Source organism: Escherichia sp. E10V5, from assembly GCF_004212315.1.
GTDB lineage: Bacteria > Pseudomonadota > Gammaproteobacteria > Enterobacterales > Enterobacteriaceae > Escherichia.
This window is the reverse complement of sequence record NZ_RHJM01000035.1, coordinates 16124-33810: the sequence shown is the minus strand read 5'-3', so window position 1 is coordinate 33810 and position 17687 is coordinate 16124. Positions and strand designations below refer to the sequence as shown.

Annotated in this window: 9 protein-coding genes and 2 pseudogenes; 10 read left to right on the top strand and 1 reads right to left on the bottom strand. The window is 51.4% G+C overall.

What is annotated here, in order from left to right; translation table 11 throughout:
- Window positions 1-12: 12 nt before the first annotated feature.
- From D9738_RS21560 to D9738_RS21520, 10 genes and pseudogenes are all read left to right on the top strand, one after another.
- Window positions 13-1446: pseudogene (locus tag D9738_RS21560) on the top strand (DUF4132 domain-containing protein); the annotation flags it as partial.
- 12 nt (window positions 1447-1458) lie between these two features.
- Complete coding sequence (locus tag D9738_RS21555) at window positions 1459-5253, top strand: WGR and DUF4132 domain-containing protein (protein ID WP_130261148.1); 3795 nt, start codon at window positions 1459-1461, stop codon at window positions 5251-5253.
- Between the two features lie 9 nt (window positions 5254-5262).
- A complete protein-coding gene (gene yehI / locus D9738_RS21550; protein WP_130261147.1) occupies window positions 5263-8895 on the top strand; it encodes a DUF4132 domain-containing protein YehI in 3633 nt (1210 codons plus the stop codon).
- 60 nt (window positions 8896-8955) lie between these two features.
- Entirely contained in the window at window positions 8956-9273 is a 318-nt protein-coding gene (gene yehK, locus D9738_RS21545) for a protein YehK (RefSeq protein WP_130261146.1), read from the top strand.
- A gap of 168 nt (window positions 9274-9441) precedes the next feature.
- Window positions 9442-9513: pseudogene (locus D9738_RS25280) on the top strand (hypothetical protein); the annotation flags it as partial.
- A 539-nt stretch (window positions 9514-10052) separates the two neighbouring features.
- Complete coding sequence (locus tag D9738_RS21540) at window positions 10053-11141, top strand: MoxR family ATPase (protein ID WP_001313986.1); 1089 nt, start codon at window positions 10053-10055, stop codon at window positions 11139-11141.
- A 9-nt stretch (window positions 11142-11150) separates the two neighbouring features.
- Window positions 11151-13430 (top strand): DUF5682 family protein, encoded by a 2280-nt coding sequence (locus D9738_RS21535; protein ID WP_130261145.1) that lies wholly within the window; start codon window positions 11151-11153, stop codon window positions 13428-13430.
- The gene (locus D9738_RS21530; protein ID WP_130261144.1) at window positions 13423-14559 is read left to right on the top strand and encodes a VWA domain-containing protein; all 1137 of its coding nucleotides are present in this window, start codon (window positions 13423-13425) and stop codon (window positions 14557-14559) included. The genes D9738_RS21535 and D9738_RS21530 overlap by 8 nt, the downstream gene beginning before the upstream one ends.
- Window positions 14556-16547, top strand: coding sequence for an SWIM zinc finger family protein (locus D9738_RS21525; RefSeq protein ID WP_130261143.1), 1992 nt, complete (start codon window positions 14556-14558; stop codon window positions 16545-16547). Before D9738_RS21530 ends, D9738_RS21525 begins: the two co-directional genes overlap by 4 nt.
- 133 nt (window positions 16548-16680) lie before the next feature.
- Entirely contained in the window at window positions 16681-17142 is a 462-nt protein-coding gene (locus D9738_RS21520) for a YehR family lipoprotein (protein ID WP_130207020.1), read from the top strand.
- Window positions 17143-17182: 40 nt separating this feature from the next.
- Here D9738_RS21520 and D9738_RS21515 read toward each other — a convergent pair whose 3' ends face one another.
- Window positions 17183-17653 (bottom strand): DUF1456 family protein, encoded by a 471-nt coding sequence (locus tag D9738_RS21515; protein ID WP_130207022.1) that lies wholly within the window; start codon window positions 17651-17653, stop codon window positions 17183-17185.
- Window positions 17654-17687: the final 34 nt, after the last annotated feature.

Genomic DNA, 17687 nt, shown 5'->3' with positions numbered 1-17687 from the left:
TAAGTGAACGGCATTGCCCCACTGCCCGGCTTTTATCAGTTCACCTTATGGCACAGACCTCGGCTTAAAAGTAACAACCTGCCTCTGCCAGATGACGCTATGCGCCACCTCGGCACAATGTTGAGCTTTCCACGCGACATTACCTCCTACGCTGGGCTGGCGATCATCAAAGAAACCTTCACCCGCGAATCACTGGCTGACTTTGGCTGGGATCTCTACATGGCATGGACAGAAGCTGGCGCACCCGCAAAAGAAAACTGGGCATTTACCTCGCTGGGGATTCTAGGCAATGACGACACCGCGCGTAAACTAACCCCGCTCATCCGCGCCTGGCCTGGTGAATCCCAGCATAAACGCGCGGTTTACGGGCTGGATGTGTTAGCCAGTATCGGTAGCGACATTGCGCTAATGTTGCTTAATGGCATTGCGCAAAAGATTAAATTCTTTGCATTACAGGAACATGCCAGCGACAGAATCAATATGGTCGCCGAAAATCGCGGACTGACAATGGCCGAACTGGAAGACCGCCTGGCACCGGATTTAGGGCTTGATATCAACGGCTCGCTGATACTTGATTTCGGCCCCCGCAAATTCACCGTTGGTTTTGACGAAACCTTAAAACCTGTAGTGTGCGATGCAAACGGCAACGTCCTGAAAGATTTACCTAAGCCAAACCAGAGCGATGATAAAACACTGGCAACTGACGCAGTTAATCTCTTCAAACAGTTGAAAAAAGATGTTCGTGCTATCGCCAGCCAGCAAATTACCCGTCTGGAACAGGCTATGTGCCAGCGCAGACGCTGGACGGCAGAGCAGTTCCGCCTGTTTCTGGTGGAGCATCCGCTGGTACGTCACTTAACCCGACGGCTGTTATGGGGGGTATATACTGAGGAAAACACGCTGATTGCCTGCTTCCGGGTCGCAGAAGACAGCACTTACAGCGATGCGCAGGATGAGCTATTCACGCTGCCAGCAGGAAACATCGGTATTCCGCATGTGCTGGAAATCCCCCCTGAATCCGCCGCTGCATTCAGGCAAATTTATGCTGATTACGAACTGCTTCCCCCTTTCCAACAGCTCGAGCGAGGTAGCTATCACCTTGCTGACAATGAACGTAATACTCACGAACTGACACGCTGGCAAGGACGGCTTTGCCAGGCCGGACGCATTGTCGGGCTGGAACGCCGAGGCTGGCAACGTCTGGAAGAAAGCGGCAGCGTTTATGCGATGCGCAAAACACCCCCTCATGGCGATCTCGAACTTGAAACGGAACCTTTTTCATTAATTTATGGTGAAACGGGGTATGGCGACCAGCTACCGGTTGAAAGCGTAAAAATCACCTCGCCAGATGATCGCTACGGTAAACAATCCTCACTCACTTTCTCCATGCTCGACGACATCACCGCCAGCGAGCTGATTAACGACATCGAATCACTGTTTGATTAAAAGGATTTAGCAATGAAAACCTATATTTATCAGGACGAAAAATCACATAAATTCTGGGCGGTGGAGCAGCAGGGAAACGAGCTGCATATCAGTTGGGGCAAAGTCGGCACCAACGGGCAAAGTCAGGTAAAAAGCTTTGCAGATACTGCGGCGGCGGAAAAAGCGGAACTGAAGCTGGTTGCGGAGAAGGTGAAGAAGGGGTATGTGGAGCAAGCGAAGGATAATTCTTTGCAACCTTCCCAAACGGTAACGGACTCTCTCAAGGTAGCGGACTCATCCACCATTATTCAGGAACAACCCTCTTTCGTAGCAGAAACCCGTGCGGCTGACAAAAATACAGATGCTGTTTTACCGTGGCTGGCGAAAGATATTGCTGTCGTTTTTCCACCCGAAGTTGTACACACCACGTTAAGCCATCGTCGCTTTCCCGGAGTTCCTGTTCAGCAAGCAGACAAATTGACCCAATTACGTCGCTTAGCCTGTAGTGTGTCGCAACGGGATAATAAAACAGCCACATTTGACTTCAGCGCCTGTTCTTTAGAATGGCAAAACACCGTCGCCCAGGCGATCAGTCAGATCGACGGCCTGAAAACAACACAGTTACCACCACCAGTAATGGCTGTACTCACGGCACTTGAAATGAAATGTACAAGATATAAAGAGCGTGAGGATGTTATGGATCAGATCGTTCAGGAAGGCGGTCTGGAATATGCTACTGATGTAGTAATACACCTTCAACAGATTGATATTGAATGGGATTATGCGAATAATATCATTATTATTCTGACGTCTGGCATTGCACCTGATAACTTGCAGCAATATTCCAGTTTTGAATTACGCCTACGTAAACATTTATCGCTGGCGGAAGAGTCTCTCTGGCAAAAATGTGCACAAAAACTTATTTCCGCAATTCCACATATTCCAGAATGGCGGCAACCATTAATTGCTTTGCTATTACCCGAAAAACCAGAAATTGCACATGAAATTGCCCAGCGTCTACTGGTGCAAAAAAAAATACCCTCGCTTGAATGGCTAAAAATAGTGGCGACTGATGAGCACATTCTTGCCTTATTAGAAAAATATCACGAGCCATATGCCATTTTTGATGATTACCATCGTGGTGCGATATGCTCTGCCACCGTATTACAGGAGCAAGGCGTTGTAGCTCTGCCCCGATTTGCTCCCTATGCCGCAAGTGACTACTGCGCCGATGTGTTGCGTCATATCAATCATCCGTTCGCATTAACACTGCTTATACGTGTAGCCGGGCAAACTAAACGCTGTCACGATCGGATGACGAAAGCTTGCACTACGTTCCCACACGCAGCACTGGCAGCATTGGCGGAACTTCTAGTGCAAAAAGAAGAGAATAGTTGGCGCATTATGCTAATGACGATGCTTATCTCGCAACCGACACTAGCAGAACAGGTCATTCCCTGGCTTTCGACACCCGCAGTTGCAGTGCTGAAATCATGCCTGCAACAACTGACACAGCCCTCAAATCATGCCTGCGCCGACCTACTGCCTGCCGTATTAGTCTCACCGCCCTGGCTTTCGAAAAAGAAAAAAACGCCGATACCAGTGCTGGATTTAGCGCCATTAGGCATTGAGCCAATCTGTTATCTGACAGAAGAAATCAGTAATAAATTTTTGGCGAAATATATCTGGTATTCAAAACATATCACGGTTAGCCATGAAGAAAGTACTACCAACCTGTTGGCAAGGATGGGTTTTCAACGACGGATCGCTGGTACATATATTAAAGCTCCCGAAGCGGTAGTTGAGGCATGGCTAAATGAAGATTATTCAACCTTAATAAGTGAATTTAAGGTGTTTCATTCACCTACCGGGCATTATTGGCATTTGGGGATTTTGACAACATTGCCGCTGGAGAAAGCAGTAAAAGCATGGAATGCCCTTACTCTATCTCCACATACCGATACCGAATACGCCATGTTACATTTTGGACTCAAAGGTTTACCTGGTTTAGTAAACTCAATTACACGCTATCCGCAGGAAGCCTTGCCCATCACGAATTACTTCGCAGCGAGTGAGCTGGCTCCTGCCGTCGCCCGTGCCTTCAACAAACTCAAAACCCTACGACAAGACGCCCGTAGCTGGCTGCTGAAATACCCGGAACATGCCATTACCGGCCTGCTGCCTTCGGCGCTCGGCAAATCCGGTGAAGCCCAGGATAACGCCCGCGCTGCCTTGCGTATGCTTACTGAAAACGGTCATCAGCCATTACTGCAAGAAATCGCCCGGCGTTATAACCAGCCGGAAGTAACCGATGCGGTGAACGCTCTGCTTGCGCTCGATCCCTTAGATAATCACCCGACAAAAATCCCCACTCTTCCGGCCTTTTATCAGCCATCGCTCTGGAACCGCCCGGTATTAATAGCAAATGCCCAATCACTGCCAGATAGCGCCCTCCTCCACCTCGGTGAAATGCTCCGCTTCCCTCAGGAAGAGGTGCTGTATCCGGGATTATTGCAGGTGAAAGACGCCTGTACCGCCGACTCACTGGCTGGATTTGTCTGGGATCTGTTTACCGCCTGGCTGACTGCGGGAGCTCCGTCGAAAGAGAGCTGGGCGTTCAGTGCGTTAGGTGTTCTCGGCAACGATGACACCGCCCGCAAACTGACGCCATTAATCCGCGCCTGGCCTGGCGAATCCCAGCATAAACGCGCCACCGTTGGGTTGGATATTCTCGCTGCTATCGGTAGTGATATCGCCCTGATGCAGCTTAACGGCATCGCCCAGAAACTGAAATTCAAAGCATTACAGGAGCGGGCAAAAGAAAAAATTGCCGACATTGCCGAAAGTCGCGAACTGACGGTAGCGGAGCTTGAAGATCGGTTAGCACCGGATCTCGGTCTGGATGATAACGGTTCGCTACTGCTGGATTTCGGCCCGCGTCAGTTCACTGTCAGCTTTGATGAAACCTTAAAACCGTTTGTGCGCGATGCTTCCGGCAGCCGCCTGAAAGACTTACCTAAACCGAACAAAAGCGATGATGAAACGCGGGCGAACGAGGCAGTTAACCGCTATAAGCTGCTGAAAAAAGACGCGCGTACCGTTGCTGCCCAGCAGGTGGCAAGGCTGGAATCCGCCATGTGCCTGCGTCGCCGCTGGTCGGCTGAAAACTTTCAACTCTTCCTGGTTGAACATCCACTGGTACGCCACTTAAGCCGGCGTCTGATTTGGGGCGTTTATAGCGCCGAAAACCAGCTACTGGCGTGCTTCCGCGTGGCGGAAGATAACAGCTACAGCACCGCGGACGATGACCTTTTCACTTTGCCGGAAGGCGATATCTCTATTGGTATTCCTCACATTCTGGAGATATCACCGACGGATGCCGCCGCCTTTGGGCAGCTTTTTGCCGACTATGAACTGTTACCGCCGTTCCGCCAGCTTGACCGTAACAGTTACGCGCTGACAGAAGCCGAGCGCGATGCCAGCGAACTGACCCGCTGGGCAGGCAGAAAATGCCCGAGTGGTCGGGTCATGGGGCTGGCGAACAAAGGCTGGATAAAGGGCGAGCCGCAGGATGCTGGCTGGATCGGCTGGATGATCAAACCCCTGGGGGGCTGGTCGTTAATCATGGAAATCGATGAAGGTTTTGCGGTAGGCATGTCGCCCGCCGAACTGAGTGCCGAGCAACTCTTAAGCAAGCTGTGGCTATGGGAAGGCAAAGCAGAAAGCTATGGCTGGGGGAGTCATTCAACTCAGGAAGCGCAGTTATCCGTACTCGATGCCATCACCGCCAGCGAGTTGATTAACGATATTGAAGCTCTGTTTGAATAAGGAAAGAGCATGGACAAGGAATTACCGTGGCTGGCGGATAACGCCCAAGTGGAACTGAAATATAAAAAAGGCAAAACACCACTCAGCCATCGCAATTGGCCGGGCGAACCGGTGCCTGTTATCACTGAAAGCCTCATCCAGACACTGGGTGATGAATTGCTACAAAAAGCAGAGAAGAAAAAAAACATTATCTGGCGTTATGAAAATTTTTCACTGGAGTGGCAGTCCGCCATTACGCAGGCCATCAACTTGATCGGCGAACACAAACCCACAATCCCGGCCCGCACAATGGCGGCGCTAGCCTGTATCGCGCAAAAGGACAGCCAACAGTTGCTCGACGAAATCGTCCAACAAGAGGGGCTGGAATATGCGACTGAGGTGGTGATTGCACGCCAGTTTATTGCACGATGTTATGAGAGTGATCCTCTGGTTGTCACATTGCAGTATCAGAACGAGGATTATGGCTATGGTTACCGCTCAGAAACCTATAACGAATTCGATCTCCGACTGCGTAAGCATCTCTCTCTGGCAGAGGAAAGCTGCTGGCAGCGATGCGCCGACAAACTCATTGCCGCACTGCCAGGAATCACCAAAGTTCGCCGCCCTTTTATTGCGCTGATCCTCCCTGAAAAACCAGAAATCGCCAATGAGTTGGTAGGTCTTGAATGCCCGCGGACTCATTTTCATTCTAAGGAGTGGTTAAAAGTTGTTGCTACTGACCCCAAAGCGGTGAGAAAACTCGAACGCTACTGGAGCCAGGATATATTTAGCGATCGAGAAGCCAGCTACATGTCGCATGAAAACCACTTCGGCTACGCGGCCTGCGCTGCCCTTTTGCGCGAACAAGGACTGACAGCCGTTCCGCGCCTGGCAATGTATGCCCATAAAGAAGATTGCGGCAGTCTACTGGTACAAATTAACCATCCGCAAGTCATCCGCACCTTGCTGTTAGTTGCTGATAAAAACAAACCCAGTCTGCAACGTGTGGCTAAATACAGTAAAAACTTCCCCCATGCGACGCTCACCGCACTGGCAGAACTGCTGGCGTTAAAAGAACCACCTGCGCGCCCTGGTTATCCAATCATCGAAGACAAAAAGCTGCCTGCCCAGCAAAAAGCACGCGATGAATACTGGCGTACGCTGTTACAAACGTTAATTACATCGCAGCCACAATTGGCAGAAGACGTCATGCCGTGGTTAAGTATTCAAGCCCGGACAGTGCTGAATAGTTATTTATCGGCACCGCCCAAACCGGTTATTGATAGCACCGATAACAGCAATCTGCCTGAAATCCTCGTTTCACCACCGTGGCGTAGTAAGAAAAAAATGACAGCTCCACGTCTTGATTTGGCACCGCTCGAATTAACTCCGCAAGTTTACTGGCAACCAGGCGAACGAGAGAGGCTTGCGGCCACTGAGTCTGCCCGTTATTTCAGCACGGAATCTCTTGCGGAACGCATGGAACAAAAAAGTGGGCGAGTTGTATTACAGGAACTGGGTTTTGGGGATGATGTATGGCTGTTTCTGAATTATATACTCCCCGGAAAACTGGATGCTGCACGCAATTCACTCATTGTTCAGTGGCATTACTACCAGGGGCGGGTTGAAGAGATCCTGAATGGCTGGAACTCCCCGGAAGCACAATTAGCAGAACAGGCGCTTCGCAGCGGTCACGTAGAAGCGTTAATTAACATATGGGAAAATGACAACTACTCACGTTATCGTCCGGAAAAGAGTGTCTGGAACCTGTATTTATTGGCACAGCTGCCACGAGAGATGGCACTGACGTTCTGGCTGCGTATCAATGAGAAAAAATACCTGTTCGCTGGCGAAGACTATTTTCTCAGTATCCTCGGATTGGATGCGCTACCCGGTTTGTTATTGGCTTTTTCGCATCGTCCAAAAGAAACATTTCCGTTAATGTTAAATTTCGGCGCCACCGAACTGGCGCTGCCCATTGCTCGCGTCTGGCGACGTTTCGCGGCGCAGCGTGATCTGGCTCGCCAGTGGATTTTACAATGGCCGGAACATACGGCTACTGCACTTATCCCTCTTGTCTTCACCAAATCCAGCGACAACAGCGAAGCGGCATTACTAGCCCTTCGTTTACTGTATGAACAGGGACATTGCGAATTGCTACAAACCATGGCAAACCGCTGGCAGCGTACAGATGTATGGCCTGCCCTGGAGCAATTACTTAAACAGAGTCCAATAGAGATTTACCCAGCACGCATTCCAAAAGCTCCTGATTTCTGGCATCCGACAATGTGGTCCAGGCCGCGCCTTATCACGAATAATCAGCCTGTTACCGATGACGTTCTGGAAATTATCGGCGAAATGCTGCGCTTTACCCTGGGGGGACGTTTTTATAGCGGGCTGGAACAACTGAAAGCGTTCTGCCAACCGCAAACGCTGGCCACTTTTGCCTGGGATCTCTTCACCGCGTGGCAACAAGCTGGCGCCCCCGCAAAAGACAACTGGGCATTTCTGGCGTTAAGTCTCTTTGGCGACGAAAGCACGGCACGAGATCTGACGACACAGATCCTCGCCTGGCCACAGGAAGGCAAATCTGCCCGTGCTGTCAGTGGTCTGAATATACTTACCCTGATGAATAATGATATGGCGCTGATACAGCTGCATCATATATCGCAACGGGCGAAATCCCGCCCCTTACGTGATAACGCGGCGGAATTCCTTCAGGTGGTCGCAGAAAATCGCGGGCTAAGCCAGGAAGAGTTAGCGGACAGATTAGTCCCAACACTGGGCCTCGATGATCCGCAGGCGTTGATTTTTGATTTTGGTCCACGGCAGTTTACCGTTCGCTTCGATGAAAACCTCAACCCAGTTATCTACGATCAACAAAACGTTCGCCAGAAAAGTGTTCCCCGGTTGCGCGCCGATGACGACCAACTAAAAGCATCCGATGCACTGGCCCGACTAAAAGGACTAAAAAAAGATGCCACTCAGGTGAGCAAAAACCTGCTCCCACGTCTTGAAACGGCACTACGTACTACCCGACGCTGGTCGCTGACAGATTTTCATTCTCTCTTTGTTAATCATCCATTTACTCGCCTGGTTACCCAGCGACTGATATGGGGCGTTTATCTGGCAAATGAACCGCGTCGTTTACTCAACGCCTTTCGTGTGGCCGCAGAGGGGGAATTCTGCAATGCACAAGATGAGCCAATTGACCTGCCTGCCGATGCTCTGATTGGCATTGCCCACCCGTTAGAAATGACAGCAGAAATGCGCAGTGAATTTGCACAGCTTTTTGCCGATTACGAAATTATGCCGCCTTTTCGCCAGTTGGCGCGGCGCACGGTACTGCTCACACCTGACGAGTCAACCAGTAACAGCCTGACTCGCTGGGAAGGTAAATCCGCTACCGTTGGGCAACTTATGGGAATGCGATACAAAGGCTGGGAGTCAGGCTATGAGGACGCATTTGTCTATGACCTGGGCGCGTACCGGCTGGTCCTTAAGTTTTCACCCGGTTTTAACCACTACAGTGCTGATAGCAAAGCGCTGATGAGCTTCCATTCTCTTCGGGTGTACCGTGACAATAAATCCGTCACTTTTGCCGAACTCGATACGTTTGATTTAAGTGAGGCGTTAAGCGCACCTGACGTCATTTTCCATTAAAACACAGCGGGCAGTGATGCAACTGCCCGTTATCTACACGACTTACCAGCGGGGAAAGCGATGATCGTGCAAAAAGAGCTGGTTGCTATTTACGATTATGAGGTCCCTGTACCTGAAGATCCGTTTTCCTTCAGACTTGAGATCCATAAATGCTCTGAATTATTTACAGGTTCCGTCTATCGACTGGAGCGATTCCGGCTACATCCAACATTTCATCAACGTGATCGAGAAGATGCTGACCCGCTAATAAATGATGCGTTGATTTATATAAGAGATGAGTGTATTGATGAGCGAAAATTACGGGGCGAATCACCAGAAACGGTAATAGCAATTTTTAATCGCGAACTACAGAATATATTCAACCAACAAATAGAATAATATACTCTAAATAATTCGAGTTGCAGGAAGGCGATAAGCGAGTGAATCCCCAGGAGCTTACTAAAGTAAGTGACTGGGGTGAACGACAAATCCGCATGGAGTGGATTTGAACGCTACTTGTAGCGGCCCCGTAAGGGGTGAGGTCCATGGATGGGCCGAATAACCCGCAGTCGCAGCACATGCAACTTGAAGTATGACGAGTATAGCTTTATTAAAGGGGGAAGCGGTATTCCCCCTTAGATGCGTTTCAATTTGCCCGTTACTTCAACAAATCAATCAACCGTAACAGAGCCACTAATAACTCCAGTACGGCAATGAGCACGGTTAACTTTTGTGTCAGCGTGTCCATCCGCTCTCCTTATTAAGGAGCGCAACACCAGTACCTTACCCTTACACTGCCTGTCGATACTGGTTTACGTATGTTGAGTCGCCATGTTGCACTCCGGATCAGGGCACCACCTGCGGCACCACCCGTCCGGTAGCCAGGACTTGAAATTGGTTCGATCCGGCGCAACTTCCCAACAGTCAGGATTATAAATCTCATTATCTTAATTGCAACACGGTCCAGAGGTGGTTATAATTCGTTCGTTGAGATGCCATGTTGCACTATCAGTAACTTAACATCAAAGTAGTAAATAAAAGAACCTGCCTCACCAGCAGGTTTTTTTATTTACTGTGATCTGCTTTCCAGATATTTTTCGCTCACACAACGAATGCGCCAAACATTTATTGCGCGTAAGATATCGTTTATTTTCTTAATACATTTCAGGGATGAATATATGTCACCGCAGAATAATCATCTGCAGCGTCCGCCTGCTGCTGTGTTATACGCCGTTGAACTGGCAAAATTAAAGCAAAATGATAACGCACCTTGCCCGCCCGGTTGGCAGTTAAGTTTGCCTGCAGCCCGTGCTTTTATCCTTGGCGACGAAGCGCAAAATATTAGCCGTAAAGTCGTAATTAGTCCCTCCGCTGTCGAACGTATGTTAGTCACTCTTGCCACCGGACGCGGTTTGATGTTGGTGGGAGAACCTGGCACCGCAAAATCGCTCCTGTCTGAATTACTGGCAACCGCTATTAGCGGCGATGCCGGGTTAACTATTCAGGGCGGCGCATCTACCACCGAAGATCAAATCAAGTACGGCTGGAACTACGCCCTGCTTATCAACCATGGTCCGTCAACGGAAGCGCTGGTCCCTGCCCCGCTTTACCAGGGAATGCGCGACGGCAAAATTGTCCGTTTTGAAGAGATAACGCGTACACCGCTGGAAGTACAAGACTGTCTGTTAGGTATGCTTTCTGACAGGGTAATGACGGTGCCGGAACTCACTGGTGAAGCCAGTCAGCTCTATGCGCGAGAAGGCTTTAATATTATTGCCACTGCCAATACCCGCGATCGCGGCGTCAATGAAATGAGTGCCGCGCTAAAGCGTCGCTTCGATTTTGAAACGGTTTTTCCGATTATGGATTTCGCCCAGGAGCTGGAGCTGGTCGCCAGTGCTTCGGCGCGTTTGCTGGCCCATAGCGGTATTCCGCATAAAGTGCCTGACGCGGTACTGGAGTTACTGGTACGCACTTTCCGCGACTTGCGTGCCAACGGCGAAAAGAAAACGTCAATGGATACACTAACAGCGATTATGTCCACTGCTGAAGCCGTGAACGTGGCCCACGCTGTGGGCGTCCGCGCCTGGTTTTTAGCGAATCGCGCGGGGGAGCCAGCCGACCTGGTGGACTGTATTGCCGGAACCATCGTCAAAGATAACGAAGAAGATCGCGCTCGTCTGCGCCGTTACTTCGAACAGCGTGTCGCCACACATAAAGAAGCTCACTGGCAGGCTTATTATCAAGCCCGCCACCGCCTGCCGTGAGGAAAGAGCATGAGCGAGCCGTTAATTGCCGGCATCCGGCATCATAGTCCGGCCTGCGCCCGGCTGGTGAAATCGTTAATCGAAAGCCAGCGCCCGAGATACGTGTTGATTGAAGGCCCGGCTGATTTTAATGACCGGGTAGACGAACTGTTTTTAGCCCACCAGCTTCCGGTAGCTATTTACAGTTATTGCCAGTATCAGGACGGTGCGGCCCCCGGGCGTGGTGCCTGGACGCCATTTGCTGAATTTTCGCCGGAGTGGCAGGCGCTACAAGCCGCACGTCGTATTCAGGCACAAACTTACTTCATTGATTTGCCTTGCTGGGCGCAAGGTGAAGAAGAGGACGATTCGCCTGATACGCAAGAGGAAAGCCAGACCTTGCTGCTGCGTGCCACCCGCATGGATAACAGCGACACCCTGTGGGATCACTTGTTCGAAGATGAAAGCCAGCAAACTGCATTACCCTCTGCACTGGCGCGCTATTTTGCCCAACTGCGGGGCGACGCCTCCGGCGATGTGCTCAATCGTCAGCGCGAAGCCTTTATGGCCCGCTGGATTGGATGGGCGATGCAGCAAAACAATGGCGACGTGTTAGTCGTCTGCGGCGGCTGGCACGCTCCTGCACTGGCAAAAATGTGGCGAGAATGTCCGCAGGAAATTAACAAGCCAGAATTGCCCTCGCTGGCAGATGCCGTTACAGGTTGCTATCTCACGCCATACAGTGAAAAGCGCCTTGATGTGCTGGCTGGATACCTTTCCGGTATGCCTGCCCCGGTCTGGCAAAACTGGTGCTGGCAGTGGGGCTTGCGGCAGGCGGGAGAACAACTGCTAAAAACGGTTCTTACCCGTTTGCGCCAGCACCACTTGCCTGCTTCAACCGCTGATATGGCTGCCGCTCATCTGCATGCGATGGCACTGGCACAGTTGCGGGGTCATACACTACCGTTACGCACTGACTGGCTGGATGCTATAGCAGGATCGCTGATTAAAGAAGCCTTGAACGCGCCGTTGCCGTGGAGCTATCGCGGCGTTATTCATCCCGATACCGATCCGATTCTGGTTACGTTGATAGACATATTAGCGGGTGACGGATTCGGTAAACTGGCCCCCTCCACGCCACAACCGCCTCTGCCAAAAGATGTCACCTGCGAACTGGAACGTACCGGAATCACTCTTCCGACTGAGCTTACCTTAAATCGCTTTACCTCCGATGGGCTGGCACAAAGTCAGGTGTTACATCGGCTGGCAATACTGGAGATTCCCGGCATTGTGCGCCAGCAGGGAAGTACACTGACACTTGCAGGCAACGGTGAAGAACACTGGAAATTAACCCGCCCGCTTAGCCAACATGCGGCATTGATTGAGGCCGCCTGTTTTGGTGCCACACTCCAGGAAGCCGCACGCAATAAATTAGAAGCCAATATGCTGGAGGCGGGTGGAATCGGCAGTATCACCACATGTCTTAGCCAGGCGGCGTTAGCGGGTCTGGCGTCCTTCAGTCAACAATTACTGGAGCAACTCACATTATTAATCGCCCAGGAAAATCAATTTGCCGAAATGGGCCAGGCGCTGGAAGTGCTATATGCCTTATGGCGGCTGGATGAAATTAGCGGTATGCAAGGCGCGCAGATATTACAAACGACGTTATGCGCGGCTATCGATCGCACGCTGTGGCTGTGTGAATCTAACGGAAGACCGGATGAAAAGGAGTTTCACGCTCACCTGCATAGCTGGCAAGCGTTGTGTCATATCCTGCGCGATCTACATAGCGGTGTGCAACTCCCCGGCGTTTCTCTTTCTGCGGCGGTGACCTTACTGGAGCGCCGCAGTCAGGCGATTCATGCCCCGGCACTGGATCGCGGTGCGGCTCTTGGCGCACTGATTCGTCTGGAACATCCCAACGCCAGTGCCGAAGCGGCGTTGACGATGCTGACGCAGTTATCTCCGGCACAATCCGGCGAGGCGCTGCACGGTTTGCTGGCGCTGGCCCGCCATCAACTGGCCTGTCAGCCTGCATTTATCGCCGGTTTCAGCAGTCATTTAAATCAACTAAGTGACGCCGATTTTATCAACGCCCTGCCCGATTTACGCGCGGCGATGGCCTGGCTACCGCCACGAGAACGCGGGACGCTGGCGCATCAGGTGCTTGAGCATTATCAACTGGCGCAACTTCCCGTTTCGGCGCTGCAAATGCCGTTGCATTGCCCACCGCAAGCCATTGCACATCATCAACAACTCGAACAGCAGGCACTGGCATCGCTGCAACACTGGGGAGTTTTCCATGTCTGAACTGAACGATCTTCTGACCACCCGTGAGCTACAACGCTGGCGATTGATTCTTGGCGAAGCGGCAGAAACGACGCTTTGTGGACTGGATGACAACGCCCGACAAATAGACCACGCGCTGGAGTGGCTGTACGGGCGCGATCCTGAACGGCTCCAGCGTGGTGAACGTTCCGGCGGATTAGGTGGCTCAAATCTCACCACGCCTGAGTGGATCAACAGTATTCACACGCTGTTTCCACAACAGGTGATCGAGCGGCTGGAAAGCGATGCCGTGCTGCGCTACGGCATTGAAGATGTGGTGACGAATCTCGACGTGCTGGAACGTATGCAGCCTTCTGAAAGCCTGCTACGCGCCGTTTTGCACACCAAACATCTGATGAATCCCGAAGTGCTGGCTGCCGCCCGCCGGATAGTGCGCCAGGTTGTTGAAGAAATTATGGCGCGACTGGCAAAGGAAGTTCGTCAGGCTTTTTCTGGTGTCCGCGATCGCCGTCGCCGTTCATTTATTCCACTGGCGCGTAATTTCGATTTCAAAAGTACTCTGCGCGCCAACCTGCAACACTGGCACCCACAACACGGCAAGTTGTATATCGAATCCCCCCGCTTTAACAGCCGTATTAAGCGCCACAGTGAACAATGGCAACTGGTCTTACTGGTCGATCAAAGCGGATCGATGGTCGATTCGGTGATCCACTCTGCGGTGATGGCGGCCTGTTTATGGCAGTTACCCGGCATTCGTACCCATCTGGTGGCGTTTGACACCAGCGTGGTTGATCTCACCGCCGACGTTGCCGATCCGGTAGAGTTATTAATGAAAGTACAATTAGGCGGCGGGACCAATATCGCCAGTGCCGTGGAGTATGGTCGGCAACTTATTGAACAACCAGCAAAAAGCATCATTATCCTCGTGAGCGATTTTTATGAAGGGGGTTCATCATCATTGCTGACGCATCAGGTGAAAAAGTGTGTCCAGAGCGGCATCAAAGTGCTGGGACTGGCAGCGCTCGATAGCACCGCAACACCTTGCTATGACCGCGATATGGCCCAGGCGCTGGTTAATGTCGGCGCACAAATAGCCGCGATGACGCCGGGCGAGCTGGCGACCTGGCTAGCGGAGAATCTTCAATCATGAATTCACTACGCCCGGAATTATTAGAACTGACACCACAGGCACTGACGGCGTTAAGCAATGCCGGTTTTGTTAAGCGCAGCCTTAAGGAACTGGAAAATGGCAATGTTCCAGAAATCAGTCATGAGAACGGCGCTTTAATCGCCACCTTCAGTGACGGTGTCCGTACCCAGCTGACGAACGGTCAGGCACTGAAAGAGGCTCAGTGCAGCTGCGGGGCCAGCGGCATGTGCCGTCATCGCGTGATGCTGGTGTTAAGTTATCAACGACTTTGCGCTACCGCCCAGCCCACGGAAAAAGAAGAAGAGTGGGATCCAGCAATCTGGCTGGAAGAACTGGCTACCCTGCCCGATGCCACCCGCAAACGCGCACAGGCGCTGGTCGCTAAAGGCATCACCATTGAGTTGTTCTGTTCGCCAGGGGAGATTCCCTCTGCTCGCTTACCAATGAGTGACGTACGTTTTTATTCCCGCAGTAGTATTCGCTTCGCGCGCTGTGATTGCATTGAAGGAACACTTTGCGAACATGTCGTGCTGGCGGTACAGGCCTTTGTCCAGGCCAAAGCGCAGCAAACAGAATTTACCCATTTGATCTGGCAGATGCGCAGCGAGCAAGTTGCCGCGAATGATGACCCATTTGCCAGCAACGAGGGCAACGCGTGTCGTCAATATGTTCAGCAATTAAGCCAGGCATTATGGCTTGGCGGTATCAGCCAGCCGCTCATCCATTACGAGGCAGCATTCAACCGCGCATTGCAGGCGGCAGAGACCTGCAACTGGCGCTGGGTGAGTGAATCAATACGACAGCTACGGGCAAGCGTTGATGCCTTCCACGCCCGCGCCAGCCACTACCACGCCGGAGAATGCTTGCGTCAGCTTGCGGCGTTAACCAGTCGCTTGAACAGTGCACAAGAAATGGCACGCCGCGACAGTGTTGGTGAAATTCCTCCCATGCCGTGGCGCACGGTGGTTGGCGCAGGCATTGCCGGAGAAGCAAAGCTTGATCATCTGCGGCTGGTGTCGCTAGGTATGCGTTGCTGGCAGGATATTGAGCAGTATGGTTTACGCATCTGGTTCACCGATCCCGACACCGGCAGTATTTTGCACCTTTCGCGCAGTTGGCCGAGAAGCGAACAGGAAAACTCACCGGCAGCCACACGTCGGCTGTTTAGTTTTCAGGCTGGCGCACTGGCAGGAGGGCAAATTGTTTCACAAGCCGCGCGTCGCAGTGCCGAAGGCGAGCTGCTGTTAGCTACTCGCAACCGCTTAAGCAGTGTTGTCCCACTGTCGCCTGATGCCTGGCAAATGCTGGGAGCGCCGTTGCGCCAGCCCGGCATTGAAGCTTTGCGGGAATACTTACACCTGCGCCCGCCAGTCTGCGTCCGGCCGCTTAATCAGGTGGATAATTTATTTATTCTGCCGGTGGCGGAGTGTATTTCGCTGGGATGGGACAGCAGCCGCCAGACGCTGGATGCGCAGGTGATTAGCGGCGAAGGTGAAAATAATGTGCTGACGTTATCGCTGCCAGCCTCTGCCTGTGCCCCCTTTGCGGTTGAACGCATGGCGGCGCTTTTGCAGCAGACGGATGATCCCGTGAATCTGGTTTCTGGGTTTGTCCGTTTTGTCGACGGGCAGTTAACGCTGGAGCCGCGGGTAATGATGACGCTAACCCGCGCCTGGGCGGTGGACGCTGAAACTGCGCCTGTTGCAGCACTACCTTCTGCCAACGTTCTTCCTGCGCCATCCACCGCGCATCAGTTGCTGATGCGCTGCCAGACATTGCTCATTCAACTGCTACATAACGGTTGGCACTATCAGGAACAAAGCGCTATTGGTCAGGCCGAATTGCTGGCGAATGAACTTACCGCAGTGGGTTTTTATCGGCTGGCGCATGTGTTGGCACAATTGCGTAACCCGGAATGCGATTCAAGGGTAGAAGCATTGAATAACTGTGTTTTACTTTGCGAGCAGTTATTACTGATGCTTGAGTAACAAGGAGGGCAAGATGCTTTTTATTAAGAGTTCTACTCCATTTCCGGACTGCTCAAAACAAGGTATAAAGCATATTCTATAGCGCCCTGGTGAGAGTCACCAGTTTCCTGATTTTGATAAAATGGAGTTTTACATGAAGGCTTTCAACAAGCTGTTTTCCCTCGTTGTTGCATCTGTTCTGGTTTTCTCTCTCGCAGGCTGCGGTGACAAAGAAGAATCTAAGAAATTTAGCGCTAACCTGAACGGTACTGAAATTGCCATTACTTATGTCTACAAAGGCGACAAAGTGATTAAGCAATCTTCAGAAACCAAAATTCAGTTTGCAACCATTGGTGCAACCACCAAAGAAGATGCAGCTAAGAAACTTGAGCCATTAAGCGCCAAATACAAAAACATTCCGGGCGTTGAAGAAAAATTAACCTATACCGATACTTACGCGCAGGAAAATGTAAATATCGATATGGAAAAAGTTGATCTGAAAGCCCTGCAGGGCATTTCCGGTATCAAGATGGGTGATGAAGATACCAGCAAAGGTGTCAGCATGAAGCAGATTGAACTGGTCATGGCTGCTGCTGGTTTTAAAGAAGTGAAATAATCTGTCGGCGGCCATGTTCTTGCATGGCCGCCATCTCGCCTTAGCTTTTCTTCACATGCTGGCGCGCTGCCAGTCCACGCAGAAAATAACGCAAGAATTGATCGCCGCATTCGCGGAAGTTTTTATGATCCGGGGCACGCATCATTGCAGTAATTTCCGGCATGGAAACGCGGAACTGCTGTTCGGTCAGGATCGCCAGAATGTCATCGGTTTTAAGCGAAAACGCGATGCGTAATTTTTTCAGCACGATGTTGTTATTAATGCGACGTTCCGGCTCCAGTGCCGGAGCAGACTCATCCCTGCCGCGTTTTTCGTAAATCAAACCATTCAGGAATGAAGACAAAACAATGTCCGGACAACGCTGAAAACCCTCTTCGTCTTCTTTACGTAGCCAGACGGCGATCTGTTCCGCGGTGGCTTCAACATTAGCCAGCGCCAGGATACGCACCAGGTCATTATTGTTGGCTTTCAAAATGTAGCGCACGCTGCGCAGAATATCGTTACTTAGCATGAGGCCTTCGGGTGTTAATGAGGCAAAAAGCCAT

Coding starts and splice junctions, on each gene's coding strand:
- D9738_RS21555 (WP_130261148.1), top strand. CDS start 1,459: ATGAAAACCTATATTTATCAGGACGAAAAATCACATAAATTCTGGGCG.
- yehI (WP_130261147.1), top strand. CDS start 5,263: ATGGACAAGGAATTACCGTGGCTGGCGGATAACGCCCAAGTGGAACTG.
- yehK (WP_130261146.1), top strand. CDS start 8,956: ATGATCGTGCAAAAAGAGCTGGTTGCTATTTACGATTATGAGGTCCCT.
- D9738_RS21540 (WP_001313986.1), top strand. CDS start 10,053: ATGTCACCGCAGAATAATCATCTGCAGCGTCCGCCTGCTGCTGTGTTA.
- D9738_RS21535 (WP_130261145.1), top strand. CDS start 11,151: ATGAGCGAGCCGTTAATTGCCGGCATCCGGCATCATAGTCCGGCCTGC.
- D9738_RS21530 (WP_130261144.1), top strand. CDS start 13,423: ATGTCTGAACTGAACGATCTTCTGACCACCCGTGAGCTACAACGCTGG.
- D9738_RS21525 (WP_130261143.1), top strand. CDS start 14,556: ATGAATTCACTACGCCCGGAATTATTAGAACTGACACCACAGGCACTG.
- D9738_RS21520 (WP_130207020.1), top strand. CDS start 16,681: ATGAAGGCTTTCAACAAGCTGTTTTCCCTCGTTGTTGCATCTGTTCTG.
- D9738_RS21515 (WP_130207022.1), bottom strand. CDS start 17,653: ATGCTAAGTAACGATATTCTGCGCAGCGTGCGCTACATTTTGAAAGCC.